Raw genomic sequence first — 14,003 nt, forward strand, 5'->3', positions numbered from 1 at the left:
CCTTATCCTAACAGTTCTTCCACTGATTTGCCACGAAGCTTCGCGACGTCTTCAGCACGCTTAAGCTGCGTAAGACCGTTGATAGTGGCACGAACCATGTTGATTGGTGTGTTAGATCCTAGAGATTTAGACAGAATGTCAGCGACACCTGCAAGCTCAAGTACCGCACGAACCGGTCCGCCGGCGATGATTCCTGTACCAGGAGATGCTGGTTTGATCAGGATTGAACCTGCTCCAAAGCGGCCTGTTACAAGGTGAGGAGTTGTTCCTCCTACCATTGGTACTTCTACAAGATTTTTCTTCGCGTCTTCGATTGCTTTACGGATCGCATCAGGCACCTCTTGGGCTTTACCTGTACCGAATCCTACGTGGCCGTTCTTGTCGCCTACTACTACAAGAGCAGAGAAACGGAAGCGGCGTCCACCTTTAACAACCTTAGCGACACGGTTAATCGTAACTACGCGTTCTTCAAGTTCGAGTTTGTTTGGATCAATGCGACGCATCTGGATTGTCCCTCCTTTTTCTATTAAAATTCAAGTCCGTTTTCACGTGCAGCATCTGCAAGAGCTTTTACACGTCCGTGGTATAGATATCCTCCACGGTCAAATACGACTGATTTCAAACCTTTTTCTACTGCACGCTTAGCGATTAGTTCGCCTACTTTACCTGCAGCTTCAGCGTTTCCGCCAGCTTCAATACCAAGCTCCTTGTCAGATGTTGCAGCGCTGGCAAGCGTTACGCCATTCACATCATCGATTAGCTGAGCATAGATATGCTTGTTTGAGCGGAAGATGTTCAAACGTGGACGTGACTCTGTTCCAGTGATTCTGGAACGTACACGAGCATGACGTTTTTTACGTACCGCATTCTTGTTAGCTTTTGTAATCAATCAAGGTCACTCCTTTCATGCGCCTAGGCGGCATTATTTACCTGTTTTACCTTCTTTGCGACGAACTTGTTCGCCTTCATATCGGATTCCTTTACCTTTATAAGGCTCTGGAGGACGTACAGCACGGATGTTTGCAGCAAGTGCGCCTACACGCTCTTTGCTCGCACCCTTAATGATGATTTTAGTGTTAGAAGGAACTTCAACTTCGATTCCGTCTTCTGGAGTCATCTCAACTGGGTGAGAGTATCCAACGTTAAGGATCAGTTTGTTTCCTTGTTTTTGAGCACGATACCCAACCCCAACTAGTTCAAGGCCGCGTTCGAATCCTTTAGAAACACCTTGAACCATATTGTTCAGGATCGCACGGGTTGTACCGTGGATTGTACGGTGTTCTTTTGATTCAGAAGGACGGACTACTGTAAGTGTAGTGCCTTCCTGCTCAAACTTCATTTCTGAATTGAAAGTGAAATTTAATTCACCTTTTGGTCCTTTAGCTGTAACGGTTGAACCGTTGAAAGTAAGCGTTACATCAGAAGGTACCTCAATTGGTTTTTTACCTACGCGAGACATTCTGTTGCACCTCCATTTCTAATCGAAAATATTACCAAACGTATGCTAGAACTTCTCCGCCTACTTGTTTAGAGCGAGCTTCCTTGTCCGTAAATACACCGTTGGAAGTTGACACTAATGCGATACCTAAACCATTCAATACACGTGGAACTTCGTCAGCTTTTGCATAAACACGAAGACCAGGCTTAGAGATGCGTTTAAGGCCAGTGATAACACGTTCGTTATTCGAACCATACTTCAAGAAGATACGAATAATCCCCTGCTTGCTGTCCTCGATGTATTCTACATCACGGATAAAACCTTCACGCTTAAGAATTTCTGCAATTTCCTTTTTAATGTTGGAAGCAGGAACCTCTAGCTTCTCGTGACGAACTTGATTCGCATTACGAATGCGAGTCAACAAATCTGCGATTGGATCTGTCATTGTCATATTATTTTACCTCCTTCCCAAAATCGGGTGTTACCAGCTGGCTTTTTTAACGCCAGGAATTTGACCCTTGTATGCTAGTTCACGGAAACAAATACGGCAAAGCTTGAATTTGCGTAGTACTGAGTGTGGTCGTCCGCAACGTTCGCAGCGAGTGTACTCTTGTACTTTGAATTTTTGTGTGCGTTTTTGCTTCGCAATCATTGATTTTTTAGCCACGTTTACGCCTCCCTTTTATAGAGATTACTTTTGGAATGGCATACCGAATTGTGTAAGCAATTCACGAGATTCTTCATCAGAACCCGCTGTTGTTACAATTACGATGTCCATGCCACGAACCTTGGATACTTTATCATAATCGATCTCTGGGAAGATAAGCTGCTCTTTAACACCAAGAGTGTAATTTCCACGACCATCAAATGACTTCTTAGAAATACCTCTGAAGTCACGTACACGAGGAAGAGATACAGAGATTAACTTGTCTAGGAATTCGTACATGCGCTCACCGCGAAGCGTTACTTTCGCTCCGATTGGCATACCTTCACGCAGGCGGAATCCAGCGATTGATTTTTTAGCTTTTGTCACTAGTGGTTTTTGACCAGTGATTGTAGCTAATTCCTCAACTGCTGTATCAAGAGATTTAGTGTTTTGAACTGCGTCACCAACACCCATGTTGATTACGATTTTATCGATTTTTGGTACCTGCATCACTGATGTGTAGTTAAATTTGCTAACTAGAGCAGGCGTGATTTCGTTATTGAACTTTTCTTTTAGGCGGTTCATTCTTGAGTACCTCCCTTCTTCTTGAACTATTTATCTAAAGATTCACCTGATTTTTTTGAAATACGTACTTTTTTGCCGTCCTCAACTTTGTAGCCAACGCGTGTTGGTTCATTTGTTTTTGGATCGATTAGCATCACGTTTGATACGTGAATTGCTGCCTCCATGTTTGTGATTCCACCTTGTGGATTCATTTGTGAAGGTTTAGAGTGCTTCTTGACGATGTTTACACCCTCAACAAGCACGCGGTCTTTTTTAGGGAAAGCAGCAAGAATTGTACCAGTCTTGCCTTTGTCTTTGCCCGAAATAACCATTACATTATCGCCTTTTTTAACGTGCATCCTATCGCACCTCCTTGATACGGTGGTTGTTGATCAATTAAAGAACTTCTGGTGCAAGAGAAACGATCTTCATGAAGCTGTTGTCACGAAGTTCACGAGCAACCGGTCCAAAGATACGTGTTCCACGAGGGCTCTTGTCGTCTTTAATGATGACACAAGCGTTTTCGTCGAATTTGATGTAAGTTCCATCAACGCGGCGTACTCCACTCTTTGTGCGAACTACTACGGCTCTCACAACTTCACCTTTTTTAACAACGCCTCCTGGTGTTGCTTGTTTCACTGTGCAGACGATCACATCACCAATATTAGCAGTTTTACGGCCGGAGCCACCTAGTACTTTAATGGTTAATACTTCACGTGCGCCAGAATTGTCAGCTACTTTTAAACGGGATTCTTGTTGAATCATGTAGGTTACCTCCCTTCGGAATAAACATATCCGAACAATATATTAGATAATAACCGCTTTTTCTACGACTTCCACTAGACGGAAACGTTTAGTTGCTGAAAGCGGGCGAGTTTCCATTACACGAACTACGTCGCCAATTTTGGCTTCATTTTGTTCGTCGTGAGCTTTGTACTTTTTAGAGTATTTTACTCGTTTGCCATAAAGTGAATGTTTCTTTTGTGTCTCAACCAAAACTGTGATTGTTTTGTCCATTTTATCAGACACTACACGGCCGGTGTAGACTTTACGCTGGTTGCGTTCACTCATGCTGCAAACCTCCTCTCAGTTATCAGTTGTTAGCGCCGATTTCTCTTGCACGAATCACGGTTTTCATGCGAGCAATGGCTTTGCGTACTTCACGAATACGAGCAGTGTTTTCCAGTTGCCCTGTTGCAAGTTGGAAACGCAGATTGAAAAGCTCTTCTTTCAGTGATTTAACCTTTTGTTCTATTTCAGCAGTGGTAAGGTCACGAATTTCATTAGCTTTCATTTGATTCACCACCAATTTCTTCACGTTTTACAAACTTACATTTGATTGGAAGTTTGTGCGCTGCAAGGCGAAGAGCTTCTCGTGCAACCTCTTCAGATACTCCTGCAATTTCAAACATAATCTTGCCAGGTTTTACAACCGCTACCCATCCTTCAGGAGCACCTTTACCAGAACCCATTCGGACTTCAAGAGGTTTTTTCGTGTAAGGTTTGTGTGGGAAAATCTTAATCCAAACTTTACCTCCACGTTTCATGTAACGAGTCATCGCAATACGAGCAGATTCGATTTGACGGTTTGTGATCCAGCTGGCATCAACTGCCTGAAGACCGTATTCACCGAAACTTACTTCTGTACCGCCTTTCGCTTGACCGCGCATTTTTCCGCGGTGTACACGACGATATTTAACGCGTTTAGGCAATAACATGATTAGTTTCCTCCTTCCTCGGCATTCTTCTTGTTCTTAGTAGGAAGAACTTCTCCACGATAGATCCATACTTTAACTCCGAGCTTACCATACGTAGTATCCGCTTCAACATGAGCGTAATCGATGTCAGCACGAAGAGTATGAAGTGGAACAGTACCTTCGCTATAATGTTCAGCACGTGCGATATCTGCTCCGCCAAGACGACCAGAAACTTGTGTTTTGATCCCTTTAGCACCAGCACGCATTGTGCGTTGGATTGATTGTTTTTGTGCACGGCGGAAAGACACGCGGTTTTCCAGTTGACGTGCAATGTTTTCACCTACTAGTTTCGCATCAAGATCTGCTCGTTTGATTTCAACGATGTTGATGTGAACACGCTTGTTTGTAATTTTGTTAAGGTCTTTACGAAGTGCTTCCACTTCCGTACCGCCTTTACCAATTACCATACCAGGCTTAGCAGTGTGAATTGTAATGTTGATGCGGTTAGCCGCACGTTCGATTTCAACCTTAGAAACAGAAGCTTCTTTAAGGCGTCCTTCGATATAATCACGGACTCTTAGGTCTTCGTGCAATAGATCTGCATAGTCCTTACCTGCGAACCATTTAGAATCCCAGTCACGAATAATACCAATTCTAAGTCCTATTGGATGAATTTTTTGACCCACGCGTTACCCCTCCTTTTTTTCAGATACCACGATTGTAATGTGGCTAGTACGTTTGTTGATTGCACTTGCACGGCCCATCGCACGTGGACGGAAACGTTTAAGTGTTGGACCTTCATTTACATAGGCCTCTGTAATCACTAGATTATTGATGTCCATATCGTAGTTATGCTCAGCGTTCGCTACAGCAGATTTCAATACCTTTTCAACAACGGGTGAAGCAGAACGTGGAGTGTGGTTTAAAATTGCAACCGCCTCGCCAACCTGCTTGCCTCGGATCAAATCTGCTACTAGGCGTACTTTACGAGGAGCAATACGAACTGTTCTCGCAACAGCTTTAGCTTGCATTAGGATAGCCTCCTCTCAATTAGCGTCTTGTTTTCTTGTCATCGTTGCCATGGCCTTTGTACAAACGGCTAGGTGCAAATTCACCAAGCTTGTGTCCTACCATGTCTTCTGTGACGTATACCGGTACATGTTTGCGTCCGTCATATACTGCGATTGTGTGACCGATGAATGCTGGGAAGATTGTTGAACGACGAGACCAAGTTTTAACAACTTGTTTCTTGTCTGCTTCATTAAGCTTCTCAACTTTAACCATTAAATGATCGTCCACAAAAGGTCCTTTTTTCAAGCTGCGACCCATATTGGAACCTCCCTTCGTGATTGCCCTACGGCTCGTCTTATGAACCGTAGCTCAATCCCGTTATTTTTTACGGCGACGTACGATAAATTTATCGGATTTGTTTGATTTCTTACGTGTCTTGTAACCAAGAGTCGGTTTGCCCCATGGTGACATAGGTGATTTACGTCCGATTGGTGCTTTACCTTCACCACCACCGTGTGGGTGATCGTTAGGGTTCATTACAGAACCACGTACAGTTGGGCGTTTGCCTAACCAACGAGAACGTCCTGCTTTACCAATGTTAATAAGTTCGTGCTGCTCATTTCCTACTTGACCAACTGTAGCGCGGCAAGTAGCAAGGATCATACGAGTTTCACCAGAGTTAAGACGCACAAGTACGTACTTACCTTCTTTACCAAGAACCTGAGCTGATGTTCCAGCTGAACGTACCAATTGTCCGCCTTTACCAGGTTTCATCTCGATATTGTGAATGACTGTACCAACAGGAATGTTGATAAGTGGAAGTGCATTGCCTGTTTTGATATCCGCTTCCGGACCAGCCATAACTTCCATACCTACTACTAGTCCCTTAGGAGCCAGGATGTAACGTTTTTCTCCATCAGCGTAATTGATTAATGCAATGTTAGCTGAACGGTTTGGATCATATTCGATTGTGGCAACGCGACCAGGAATGCCATCTTTGTTACGTTTAAAGTCGATGATGCGATACTGGCGCTTGTGACCGCCACCTTGATGACGAACGGTTAACTTACCTTGGTTGTTACGACCACCTTTGCGCTTAACTGGCGCAAGAAGCGATTTTTCTGGAGTGCTTGTTGTAATCTCAGCAAAATCAGAACTTGTCATGCCGCGACGACCGTTGGAGGTAGGTTTGTACTTTTTAATCGCCATTCTGTTCCCTCCTCTTCTATATTTCAGTTAGTATTAAGCTTCGAAAAATTCGATTTCCTTGCTTGATTCAGTAAGAGTTACAATTGCTTTGCGACGCTTGTTCGTGTAACCAGCATAACGTCCCATGCGCTTGTATTTCCCTTTGTAGTTCATAATGTTAACTTTTGCAACATCCACACCGAAAACTTCTTCAATTGCATGTTTTACTTGTGTTTTATTTGCACGAGTGTTTACTTCAAACGTATATTTCTTCTCACCCATAAGGTCTGAAGAACGTTCAGTAATTACGGGGCGCTTAATGATATCACGAGCTTCCATTATACAAGCACCTCCTCTACTTTTTGAACTGCATCTTTCGTCATGATTAGCTTGTCGTGACCAAGCACGTCAAGAACACTGATTCCATTTGCAGATACGATTGTTACTCCAGGAATATTACGACCAGCTAATGAAACATTTTCATCAAGACCGTCAGTCACTACTAGGACTTTTTTGTCTACTGAAAGGTTTTTAAGAACTGATGCAAATTCCTTTGTTTTTGGCGTATCAAATGACAACGCCTCTAGCACTAGGAAATTCTCTTCAACCACTTTGGAAGAAAGAGCAGATTTAATTGCTAAGCGACGAACTTTTTTAGGAAGCTTGTAGCTGTAGCTGCGTGGTGTCGGTCCGAAGACTACGCCACCTCCACGCCATTGTGGTGAGCGGATTGACCCTTGACGAGCACGACCCGTACCTTTTTGACGCCATGGTTTACGTCCACCGCCGCGTACTGCAGAACGGTTTTTTACTTTGTGTGATCCTTGGCGAAGTGATGCGCGCTGCATTACTACTGCCTCAAACATCACTGCATTGTTTGGCTCGATACCGAAGATTGATTCATTAAGCTCGAATTCACCAGCTGTTGAACCATCCTGTTTGTAAAGAGATACTTTAGGCATTCCTGTTTCCTCCTTTCCGATAGCGTCTATTAGTTAGCTTTAACCGCACTATTTACTTGAATCAATGTCTTGTTAGGACCAGGAACGTTGCCCTTAACAAGAAGTAAGTTACGCTCAACATCAACCTTCACGATTGATAAGTTTTGAACTGTTACTCTTTCTCCGCCCATACGTCCAGGTAATAGTTTACCTTTAAATACACGGTTTGGATCTACAGGACCCATTGAACCGGGACGACGGTGATAACGAGAACCATGGGACATTGGTCCGCGGGATTGGTTGTGACGCTTGATCGCGCCCTGGAAACCTTTACCCTTCGAAATTCCTGTCACATCTATTACATCGCCTTCTGCGAAAATATCAACCTTGACTTCCTGACCAACCTCATACTCTCCAAGTTCTACACCGCGTACTTCACGGACGAAGCGCTTAGGAGCAGTTTCTGCTTTAGCAGCATGGCCGCCTTCTGGTTTGTTAGCAAGCTTAGCGCGCTTGTCTTCAAAACCAATTTGGATAGCCTCGTATCCGTCTGTATCAACTGATTTCTTTTGAAGCACAACGTTTGGCGTTGCCTGAATTACAGTTACAGGGATCAAGTCACCATTTTCAGCAAAAACCTGAGTCATTCCAATCTTTCTACCTAAGATTCCTTTGGTCATTAGTCACACCTCCTAATTTGTTTTTATAATTTATTTTTTGTATTAAAGTTTGATTTCGATGTCAACGCCAGACGGTAAGTCAAGACGCATTAGAGCATCTACCGTTTGTGGTGTTGGGTTCACAATATCAACAAGACGTTTGTGTGTGCGCATTTCAAACTGCTCACGAGCATCCTTGTATTTGTGGACCGCACGAAGAATCGTGTAAATCGACTTTTCAGTTGGCAACGGGATTGGACCCGATACACTAGCACCTGAACGTTTTGCAGTTTCAACGATTTTCTCTGCGGACTGATCAAGGATTCTGTGATCATACGCCTTCAAACGGATACGAATTTTTTGTTTTGCCATTATTTTCCCTCCTTTTTCGCCTATTTAGGAATAGACATTCTCCGCGAAAATTTCCCACACACCAGCCATGGCAAAGCGGCCGGGTGTGTCGGCAACCTCCCGCTTCATCGCAGTCAAAGACCAACATTAGATATTATACAGATAATATTAGAATAACGCAAGTCTTTTTCCGAAATTACTTTCTAACACACTTTCTTTATTATACGAGGGATCTCTTCAGGTTTCAAGGGATATGAAAATAGGCAGAAAATTCACAGGCTTTAGCTGGTCTTCTTTCTGCTTTTTATTGCCGATAACCTGGTTATGGAATGAGTTTCTTCTATATAGAATAAAAAAAATGATCCTTACCCACTGCACCTTTTTTTGCACCCTTGCGGCCGGGATACAGGATCACTTCTTTTATAGTTGTTTGATTAGTGGAATTAAAAGATAAGGAATGAGCAACTCACTAATCTTGCATTCACAAAACATCTGCCAGTAAAATCTGTATTCAACTTATAAGTTTGTATTTGATAGTAAAGGGGTGTTCTAATCTGTGCTTGGCGTTTTGCAAACAAAAACCCCTGAAGCCAAATAAGGCTGCAGGGGTAATGTTGGAATAGCAGAAATTACTTCTGGATAGAAGCAACTACGCCAGCGCCTACTGTACGTCCACCTTCACGAATAGAGAACTTAGTTCCTTCTTCGATTGCGATAGGAGAGATAAGCTCAACAGTCATTTCGATGTTGTCGCCAGGCATAACCATTTCTACTCCTTCAGGAAGGTTACAAACGCCAGTTACGTCAGTTGTACGGAAGTAGAACTGAGGGCGGTAGTTAGTGAAGAATGGAGTGTGACGTCCACCTTCTTCTTTTGATAGAACATAAACTTCAGCTTTGAAGTTTGTGTGCGGAGTGATTGTTCCTGGCTTAGCAAGAACTTGTCCACGGTTGATGTCGTCACGGGATACACCACGAAGTAGTGCACCGATGTTGTCACCAGCTTCTGCATAGTCAAGAAGCTTACGGAACATTTCAACACCCGTTACAGTTGTTTTCTTTGGCTCTTCAGTAAGACCGATGATTTCAACTTCGTCACCGACTTTAACTTGTCCACGCTCAACACGTCCTGTAGCAACTGTACCACGGCCAGTGATTGAGAATACATCCTCAACTGGCATCATGAATGGCTTGTCAGTGTCACGCTCTGGAGTTGGGATGTAGCTATCTACTGCTTCCATAAGCTCATAGATTTTTTCTTCCCACTCAGCATCTCCTTCAAGAGCTTTAAGAGCAGAACCTTTGATTACTGGAACATCGTCGCCAGGGAAGTCGTAGTCAGAAAGAAGATCACGAATTTCCATTTCAACTAGTTCAAGAAGCTCTTCATCGTCTACCATGTCGCATTTGTTCATGAATACAACTAGGTAAGGAACACCTACTTGACGAGAAAGAAGGATGTGCTCACGAGTCTGTGGCATTGGACCGTCAGCAGCAGATACTACTAGGATTCCTCCGTCCATTTGTGCGGCACCAGTGATCATGTTTTTAACATAGTCAGCGTGTCCTGGGCAATCAACGTGTGCATAGTGACGAGTGTCAGTTTCATACTCAACGTGTGCAGTTGAGATTGTGATTCCGCGCTCGCGCTCTTCTGGAGCACCATCAATTTGATCATATGCCATAGCTGTTCCACGACCATATTTCTTGTGAAGTACAGTTGTGATTGCAGCAGTTAAAGTTGTTTTACCATGGTCAACGTGTCCGATTGTACCAATGTTAGCATGGGTTTTCGAACGGTCGAATTTTTCCTTAGCCATTTGGAAATCCTCCTTTAGATAGTTAAAGATGTATTTTTTATTGTTATGAAGGAAAGAAGCTCTCAGGAACCTCTTTCTCTCATCCCTTACATAGTAGTTATACTTTATTGGTAGAGCTAAATCAATTATTCCCCTTTATTTTTCTTGATGATTTCTTCGGAGATTGATTTAGGTACTTCTTCGTAATGATCGAAGAACATAGAGAATGTTCCACGTCCTTGTGTATTCGAGCGAAGTGACGTTGCATATCCGAACATTTCAGATAATGGAACGAATGCTTTAACAATCTGCGTGTTACCGCGGGCTGCCATACCTTCTACCCGTCCACGGCGAGATGTGATATCTCCCATGATATCTCCCATGTACTCTTCAGGAATCATAACTTCTACACGCATAAGCGGCTCAAGAAGTACTGGATTACACTTGGATACTGCGTTTTTCAATGCCATTGAAGCAGCAATCTTAAAGGCCATTTCAGAGGAGTCAACATCATGGTATGAACCATCATATAGACGAGCTTTAATATCGATTAATGGATATCCGGCAAGAACACCGTTATCTAGTGAATCTTCCAATCCAGCTTGAACAGCAGGAATGTATTCACGAGGAACAGTACCACCTACGATACCATTTTCAAATTCAAAGCCTTTACCCTCTTCGTTTGGAGAGAATTCGATTTTAACGTGTCCGAATTGTCCACGTCCACCAGACTGGCGTACGAATTTCCCTTCAACTTGAGCAGAGCCGCGGAATGTCTCACGGTAAGATACCTGAGGAGCACCAACGTTAGCTTCTACTTTAAACTCACGGCGCATACGGTCAACGAGGATATCAAGGTGAAGCTCACCCATACCTGCAATGATCGTTTGACCTGTTTCAGTGTCAGTGTGCGCGTGGAATGTCGGATCTTCTTCCTGAAGCTTTTGAAGAGCTTGACCCATTTTATCCTGGTCAGCTTTCGACTTAGGCTCGATCGCAACAGAGATAACCGGTTCCGGGAATTCCATAGACTCAAGAATAACAAGACTCTTTTCGTCACATAGAGTATCCCCTGTTGTTGTATCTTTAAGACCAACAGCAGCCGCGATATCACCGGCATAAACTTCAGAAATTTCTTCACGGGAGTTTGCATGCATTTGCAGGATACGTCCTACGCGCTCACGCTTCCCTTTTGAAGCATTCTGAACATATGATCCGGATTGAAGTACTCCTGAGTACACGCGGAAGAATGTTAATTTACCAACGTACGGATCCGTCATTACTTTAAATGCTAGAGCAGCGAAAGGCTCTTCGTCACTTGGAGGACGTGAAACTTCCTCTTCTGTGTCCGGAATGTGCCCTTTGATAGACTCAACATCTAAAGGTGATGGAAGGTAGTCAATAACAGCATCCAGCAGAAGCTGAACCCCTTTGTTTTTGAAAGCAGAACCACAAATTACAGGATAGAACTCAACGTTGACAGTTCCCTTACGGATTGCAGCTTTAAGTTCCTCTGTAGTGAATTCTTCACCTTCAAGGTATTTCATCATTAGATCTTCATCAAGGTCAGCAACCGCTTCAACTAATTTGCCGCGGTACTCCTCTGCCTGTTCTTTGTACTCATCAGGAATTTCACGCTGTTCAGTACGAGTTCCCAGGTCGTCTTCATAGTAGTAAGCTACCATTTCAACCAGATCAATGATTCCTTCAAACTCATCTTCAGCGCCAATTGGAAGCTGAATTGGATGAGCGTTAGCTTGAAGACGGTCATGCAGTGTACCTACAGAGTAAAGGAAATCTGCACCGATTTTGTCCATTTTATTAACGAACACAATACGAGGCACTCCGTAAGTTGTTGCTTGACGCCATACAGTTTCAGTTTGCGGCTCAACACCCGATTGGGCATCGAGAACACCTACTGCACCATCAAGTACACGAAGTGAACGTTCAACTTCTACAGTGAAGTCTACGTGTCCAGGTGTATCGATGATGTTAACACGGTGGTCTTTCCATGAAGCGGTAGTTGCAGCAGATGTGATCGTGATTCCACGCTCTTGCTCCTGCTCCATCCAGTCCATTTGTGACGCACCTTCATGCGTTTCGCCGATCTTGTGGATACGGCCTGTATAATAAAGGATACGCTCCGTCGCAGTCGTCTTACCGGCATCAATGTGAGCCATGATACCGATATTACGAGTGTTAAATAAGGAGAACTCTCTAGGCATGGGTCTTTCTCCTTCCTAAAATGGTAATATGGTTAAAACTGCGTTTAATCTTACCAGCGATAATGAGCAAATGCTTTGTTAGCTTCAGCCATTTTATGAGTGTCTTCACGTTTCTTAACTGCAGCTCCAGTGTTGTTCGCTGCATCAAGAATTTCGTTTGCTAAACGCTCTTGCATTGTTTTTTCTCCGCGTTTGCGTGAGTGATCAACCAACCAGCGAAGACCAAGAGTTGTACGACGCTCTGGACGTACTTCAACCGGCACTTGATAGTTAGCTCCACCTACACGGCGTGCGCGAACTTCAAGAACTGGCATGATGTTTTTAAGAGCTTGATCGAACACCTCAAGAGCATCTTTACCGCTGCGTTCCTGAATGACATTAAACGCTGAATAAAGAATTTTTTGAGCTGTACCTCTCTTACCGTCTACCATGATTTTGTTAATTAAGCGTGTTACAAGCTTCGAATTGTAAATCGGATCTGGCAACACGTCACGTTTTGCTACTGCACCTTTACGAGGCATGTGTGTTCCTCCTTTCACGAGAAAATCTATTTAAATCAAATTAGGATTTCTTTTCTTTTGGTCTCTTAGTACCGTATAGAGAACGTCCTTGACGGCGTCCGTCTACTCCAGCAGTATCAAGAGCACCACGAACGATGTGGTAACGTACCCCTGGTAAATCTTTTACACGTCCTCCGCGGATAAGAACAACACTGTGCTCTTGCAGATTGTGTCCGATACCTGGGATATAAGCCGTTACTTCGATCATGTTTGTCAAACGTACACGGGCATATTTACGAAGAGCCGAGTTCGGTTTCTTCGGTGTCATTGTACCAACACGAGTACATACACCACGCTTTTGTGGAGAAGATACATCAGTTGCTTTCTTTTTGAAGCTGTTGTATCCCTTGTTTAGTGCTGGTGAAGTTGATTTCGTGCCTTTAGATTGACGCGGCTTGCGCACTAATTGGTTAATAGTTGGCATGAGTTTTTTCCTCCCTTCAAATTTGTTGTAAGCCCACACATCCAGGTGGTTCATTTTTGGGCAAAAACAAAGCCTTTGTAGCACTACACTACAAAAACATCTTTAAACAGTAATGGCTACCGCAGCAGCACCGACTTCGATCCCACATGCTTTCCCCAGCTTCTTCATAGAGTCTACATGGGAAATTGACACGTTCATATCTTTAGCGGTGTATATGATTTTATCAATCACATGGACATCCGCATCATCAGCGACGATCACCTCTCGGATTGAACCTGCCTTGAGGGCCTTTACAACTTGTTTGGATCCTACAATGATGTGTTCAGCCTGTGATACTTTTTCATAAGACATCTTCATATCCTCCAAAGTAACAGGTTACGAATAGGAGCAACCTTGAATATATTATCATCTCATCTAGTTGATGTCAACATTATATAAAAGAAATTGAGAATGCGACACCTTATCTGGTGCGCATTCTCTTTTCTTTAGTCAGCCCGCCA

General features: G+C 43.5%; 24 protein-coding genes. All 24 read right to left on the reverse strand.

Annotation, left to right across the window (positions count from 1 at the left end):
• Positions 1-2: 2 nt before the first annotated feature.
• The 24 genes from rpsE to ACQCT8_RS17985 all read right to left on the reverse strand — a co-directional run bounded on the left by rpsE (position 3) and on the right by ACQCT8_RS17985 (position 13,854).
• Positions 3-503, reverse strand: coding sequence for a 30S ribosomal protein S5 (gene rpsE, locus ACQCT8_RS17870; RefSeq protein WP_104059753.1), 501 nt, complete (start codon positions 501-503; stop codon positions 3-5).
• A gap of 23 nt (positions 504-526) precedes the next feature.
• A complete protein-coding gene (rplR, locus tag ACQCT8_RS17875; RefSeq protein WP_278242449.1) occupies positions 527-889 on the reverse strand; it encodes a 50S ribosomal protein L18 in 363 nt (120 codons plus the stop codon).
• 33 nt (positions 890-922) lie between these two features.
• Positions 923-1,459: a 50S ribosomal protein L6 gene (rplF, locus tag ACQCT8_RS17880; protein ID WP_426873400.1), complete on the reverse strand. Its 537-nt coding sequence runs from the start codon at positions 1,457-1,459 to the stop codon at positions 923-925.
• Between the two features lie 31 nt (positions 1,460-1,490).
• On the reverse strand, positions 1,491-1,889 hold the full coding sequence (gene rpsH, locus ACQCT8_RS17885; protein WP_041054714.1) for a 30S ribosomal protein S8: 399 nt from the start codon (positions 1,887-1,889) through the stop codon (positions 1,491-1,493).
• A gap of 30 nt (positions 1,890-1,919) precedes the next feature.
• Positions 1,920-2,105, reverse strand: a complete 186-nt coding sequence (gene rpsN / locus ACQCT8_RS17890; protein WP_010285078.1) for a 30S ribosomal protein S14 — start codon at positions 2,103-2,105, stop codon at positions 1,920-1,922.
• Between the two features lie 24 nt (positions 2,106-2,129).
• Positions 2,130-2,669, reverse strand: a complete 540-nt coding sequence (rplE, locus tag ACQCT8_RS17895; protein WP_041054706.1) for a 50S ribosomal protein L5 — start codon at positions 2,667-2,669, stop codon at positions 2,130-2,132.
• Positions 2,670-2,695: 26 nt separating this feature from the next.
• On the reverse strand, positions 2,696-3,007 hold the full coding sequence (gene rplX / locus ACQCT8_RS17900) for a 50S ribosomal protein L24 (RefSeq protein ID WP_278242446.1): 312 nt from the start codon (positions 3,005-3,007) through the stop codon (positions 2,696-2,698).
• 37 nt (positions 3,008-3,044) lie between these two features.
• Entirely contained in the window at positions 3,045-3,413 is a 369-nt protein-coding gene (rplN, locus tag ACQCT8_RS17905) for a 50S ribosomal protein L14 (protein WP_041054699.1), read from the reverse strand.
• 42 nt (positions 3,414-3,455) lie between these two features.
• Positions 3,456-3,719 (reverse strand): 30S ribosomal protein S17, encoded by a 264-nt coding sequence (rpsQ, locus tag ACQCT8_RS17910; RefSeq protein ID WP_278242445.1) that lies wholly within the window; start codon positions 3,717-3,719, stop codon positions 3,456-3,458.
• Positions 3,720-3,741: 22 nt separating this feature from the next.
• Positions 3,742-3,942 (reverse strand): 50S ribosomal protein L29, encoded by a 201-nt coding sequence (gene rpmC, locus ACQCT8_RS17915; RefSeq protein WP_041054688.1) that lies wholly within the window; start codon positions 3,940-3,942, stop codon positions 3,742-3,744.
• Positions 3,932-4,366: a 50S ribosomal protein L16 gene (gene rplP / locus ACQCT8_RS17920; protein ID WP_133378460.1), complete on the reverse strand. Its 435-nt coding sequence runs from the start codon at positions 4,364-4,366 to the stop codon at positions 3,932-3,934. The genes rpmC and rplP overlap by 11 nt, the downstream gene beginning before the upstream one ends.
• Positions 4,367-4,368: 2 nt before the next feature.
• Positions 4,369-5,031, reverse strand: coding sequence for a 30S ribosomal protein S3 (gene rpsC, locus ACQCT8_RS17925; protein WP_278242444.1), 663 nt, complete (start codon positions 5,029-5,031; stop codon positions 4,369-4,371).
• Between the two features lie 3 nt (positions 5,032-5,034).
• Positions 5,035-5,376 carry a 50S ribosomal protein L22 gene (rplV, locus tag ACQCT8_RS17930; protein WP_041054677.1) on the reverse strand — a complete coding sequence of 114 codons (342 nt, stop codon included), beginning with the start codon at positions 5,374-5,376 and terminating at the stop codon, positions 5,035-5,037.
• 19 nt (positions 5,377-5,395) lie between these two features.
• Positions 5,396-5,674 carry a 30S ribosomal protein S19 gene (rpsS, locus tag ACQCT8_RS17935; RefSeq protein ID WP_278242443.1) on the reverse strand — a complete coding sequence of 93 codons (279 nt, stop codon included), beginning with the start codon at positions 5,672-5,674 and terminating at the stop codon, positions 5,396-5,398.
• A gap of 60 nt (positions 5,675-5,734) precedes the next feature.
• Complete coding sequence (rplB, locus tag ACQCT8_RS17940) at positions 5,735-6,565, reverse strand: 50S ribosomal protein L2 (protein WP_278242442.1); 831 nt, start codon at positions 6,563-6,565, stop codon at positions 5,735-5,737.
• Between the two features lie 33 nt (positions 6,566-6,598).
• The gene (gene rplW / locus ACQCT8_RS17945; protein WP_426873406.1) at positions 6,599-6,883 is read right to left on the reverse strand and encodes a 50S ribosomal protein L23; all 285 of its coding nucleotides are present in this window, start codon (positions 6,881-6,883) and stop codon (positions 6,599-6,601) included.
• Complete coding sequence (gene rplD / locus ACQCT8_RS17950; protein WP_426873408.1) at positions 6,883-7,506, reverse strand: 50S ribosomal protein L4; 624 nt, start codon at positions 7,504-7,506, stop codon at positions 6,883-6,885. The genes rplW and rplD overlap by 1 nt, the downstream gene beginning before the upstream one ends.
• A gap of 29 nt (positions 7,507-7,535) precedes the next feature.
• Positions 7,536-8,165 carry a 50S ribosomal protein L3 gene (gene rplC, locus ACQCT8_RS17955; RefSeq protein ID WP_278242440.1) on the reverse strand — a complete coding sequence of 210 codons (630 nt, stop codon included), beginning with the start codon at positions 8,163-8,165 and terminating at the stop codon, positions 7,536-7,538.
• Positions 8,166-8,207: 42 nt separating this feature from the next.
• Positions 8,208-8,516 carry a 30S ribosomal protein S10 gene (gene rpsJ, locus ACQCT8_RS17960; protein ID WP_104059792.1) on the reverse strand — a complete coding sequence of 103 codons (309 nt, stop codon included), beginning with the start codon at positions 8,514-8,516 and terminating at the stop codon, positions 8,208-8,210.
• 608 nt (positions 8,517-9,124) lie between these two features.
• Positions 9,125-10,315, reverse strand: a complete 1,191-nt coding sequence (gene tuf, locus ACQCT8_RS17965; protein ID WP_278242439.1) for an elongation factor Tu — start codon at positions 10,313-10,315, stop codon at positions 9,125-9,127.
• Between the two features lie 125 nt (positions 10,316-10,440).
• The gene (gene fusA / locus ACQCT8_RS17970; RefSeq protein ID WP_278242438.1) at positions 10,441-12,519 is read right to left on the reverse strand and encodes an elongation factor G; all 2,079 of its coding nucleotides are present in this window, start codon (positions 12,517-12,519) and stop codon (positions 10,441-10,443) included.
• 50 nt (positions 12,520-12,569) lie between these two features.
• The gene (rpsG, locus tag ACQCT8_RS17975) at positions 12,570-13,040 is read right to left on the reverse strand and encodes a 30S ribosomal protein S7 (RefSeq protein ID WP_041054656.1); all 471 of its coding nucleotides are present in this window, start codon (positions 13,038-13,040) and stop codon (positions 12,570-12,572) included.
• Positions 13,041-13,080: 40 nt separating this feature from the next.
• Positions 13,081-13,503 carry a 30S ribosomal protein S12 gene (gene rpsL, locus ACQCT8_RS17980; protein WP_041054655.1) on the reverse strand — a complete coding sequence of 141 codons (423 nt, stop codon included), beginning with the start codon at positions 13,501-13,503 and terminating at the stop codon, positions 13,081-13,083.
• Between the two features lie 102 nt (positions 13,504-13,605).
• Positions 13,606-13,854 (reverse strand): 50S ribosomal protein L7ae-like protein, encoded by a 249-nt coding sequence (locus ACQCT8_RS17985; RefSeq protein ID WP_426873453.1) that lies wholly within the window; start codon positions 13,852-13,854, stop codon positions 13,606-13,608.
• Between the last annotated feature and the right edge of the window lie 149 nt (positions 13,855-14,003).

This window comes from Jeotgalibacillus proteolyticus, assembly GCF_050107735.1.
In the GTDB taxonomy this organism is placed as follows: Bacteria; Bacillota; Bacilli; order Bacillales; family Jeotgalibacillaceae; genus Jeotgalibacillus; species Jeotgalibacillus proteolyticus_A.

Coding starts and splice junctions, on each gene's coding strand:
- rpsE (WP_104059753.1), bottom strand. CDS start 503: ATGCGTCGCATTGATCCAAACAAACTCGAACTTGAAGAACGCGTAGTT.
- rplF (WP_426873400.1), bottom strand. CDS start 1,459: ATGTCTCGCGTAGGTAAAAAACCAATTGAGGTACCTTCTGATGTAACG.
- rpsH (WP_041054714.1), bottom strand. CDS start 1,889: ATGACAATGACAGATCCAATCGCAGATTTGTTGACTCGCATTCGTAAT.
- rplE (WP_041054706.1), bottom strand. CDS start 2,669: ATGAACCGCCTAAAAGAAAAGTTCAATAACGAAATCACGCCTGCTCTA.
- rplX (WP_278242446.1), bottom strand. CDS start 3,007: ATGCACGTTAAAAAAGGCGATAATGTAATGGTTATTTCGGGCAAAGAC.
- rplN (WP_041054699.1), bottom strand. CDS start 3,413: ATGATTCAACAAGAATCCCGTTTAAAAGTAGCTGACAATTCTGGCGCA.
- rpsQ (WP_278242445.1), bottom strand. CDS start 3,719: ATGAGTGAACGCAACCAGCGTAAAGTCTACACCGGCCGTGTAGTGTCT.
- rpmC (WP_041054688.1), bottom strand. CDS start 3,942: ATGAAAGCTAATGAAATTCGTGACCTTACCACTGCTGAAATAGAACAA.
- rplP (WP_133378460.1), bottom strand. CDS start 4,366: ATGTTATTGCCTAAACGCGTTAAATATCGTCGTGTACACCGCGGAAAA.
- rplV (WP_041054677.1), bottom strand. CDS start 5,376: ATGCAAGCTAAAGCTGTTGCGAGAACAGTTCGTATTGCTCCTCGTAAA.
- rpsS (WP_278242443.1), bottom strand. CDS start 5,674: ATGGGTCGCAGCTTGAAAAAAGGACCTTTTGTGGACGATCATTTAATG.
- rplB (WP_278242442.1), bottom strand. CDS start 6,565: ATGGCGATTAAAAAGTACAAACCTACCTCCAACGGTCGTCGCGGCATG.
- rplW (WP_426873406.1), bottom strand. CDS start 6,883: ATGGAAGCTCGTGATATCATTAAGCGCCCCGTAATTACTGAACGTTCT.
- rplD (WP_426873408.1), bottom strand. CDS start 7,506: ATGCCTAAAGTATCTCTTTACAAACAGGATGGTTCAACAGCTGGTGAA.
- rplC (WP_278242440.1), bottom strand. CDS start 8,165: ATGACCAAAGGAATCTTAGGTAGAAAGATTGGAATGACTCAGGTTTTT.
- rpsJ (WP_104059792.1), bottom strand. CDS start 8,516: ATGGCAAAACAAAAAATTCGTATCCGTTTGAAGGCGTATGATCACAGA.
- tuf (WP_278242439.1), bottom strand. CDS start 10,315: ATGGCTAAGGAAAAATTCGACCGTTCGAAAACCCATGCTAACATTGGT.
- fusA (WP_278242438.1), bottom strand. CDS start 12,519: ATGCCTAGAGAGTTCTCCTTATTTAACACTCGTAATATCGGTATCATG.
- rpsG (WP_041054656.1), bottom strand. CDS start 13,040: ATGCCTCGTAAAGGTGCAGTAGCAAAACGTGACGTGTTGCCAGATCCG.
- rpsL (WP_041054655.1), bottom strand. CDS start 13,503: ATGCCAACTATTAACCAATTAGTGCGCAAGCCGCGTCAATCTAAAGGC.
- ACQCT8_RS17985 (WP_426873453.1), bottom strand. CDS start 13,854: ATGTCTTATGAAAAAGTATCACAGGCTGAACACATCATTGTAGGATCC.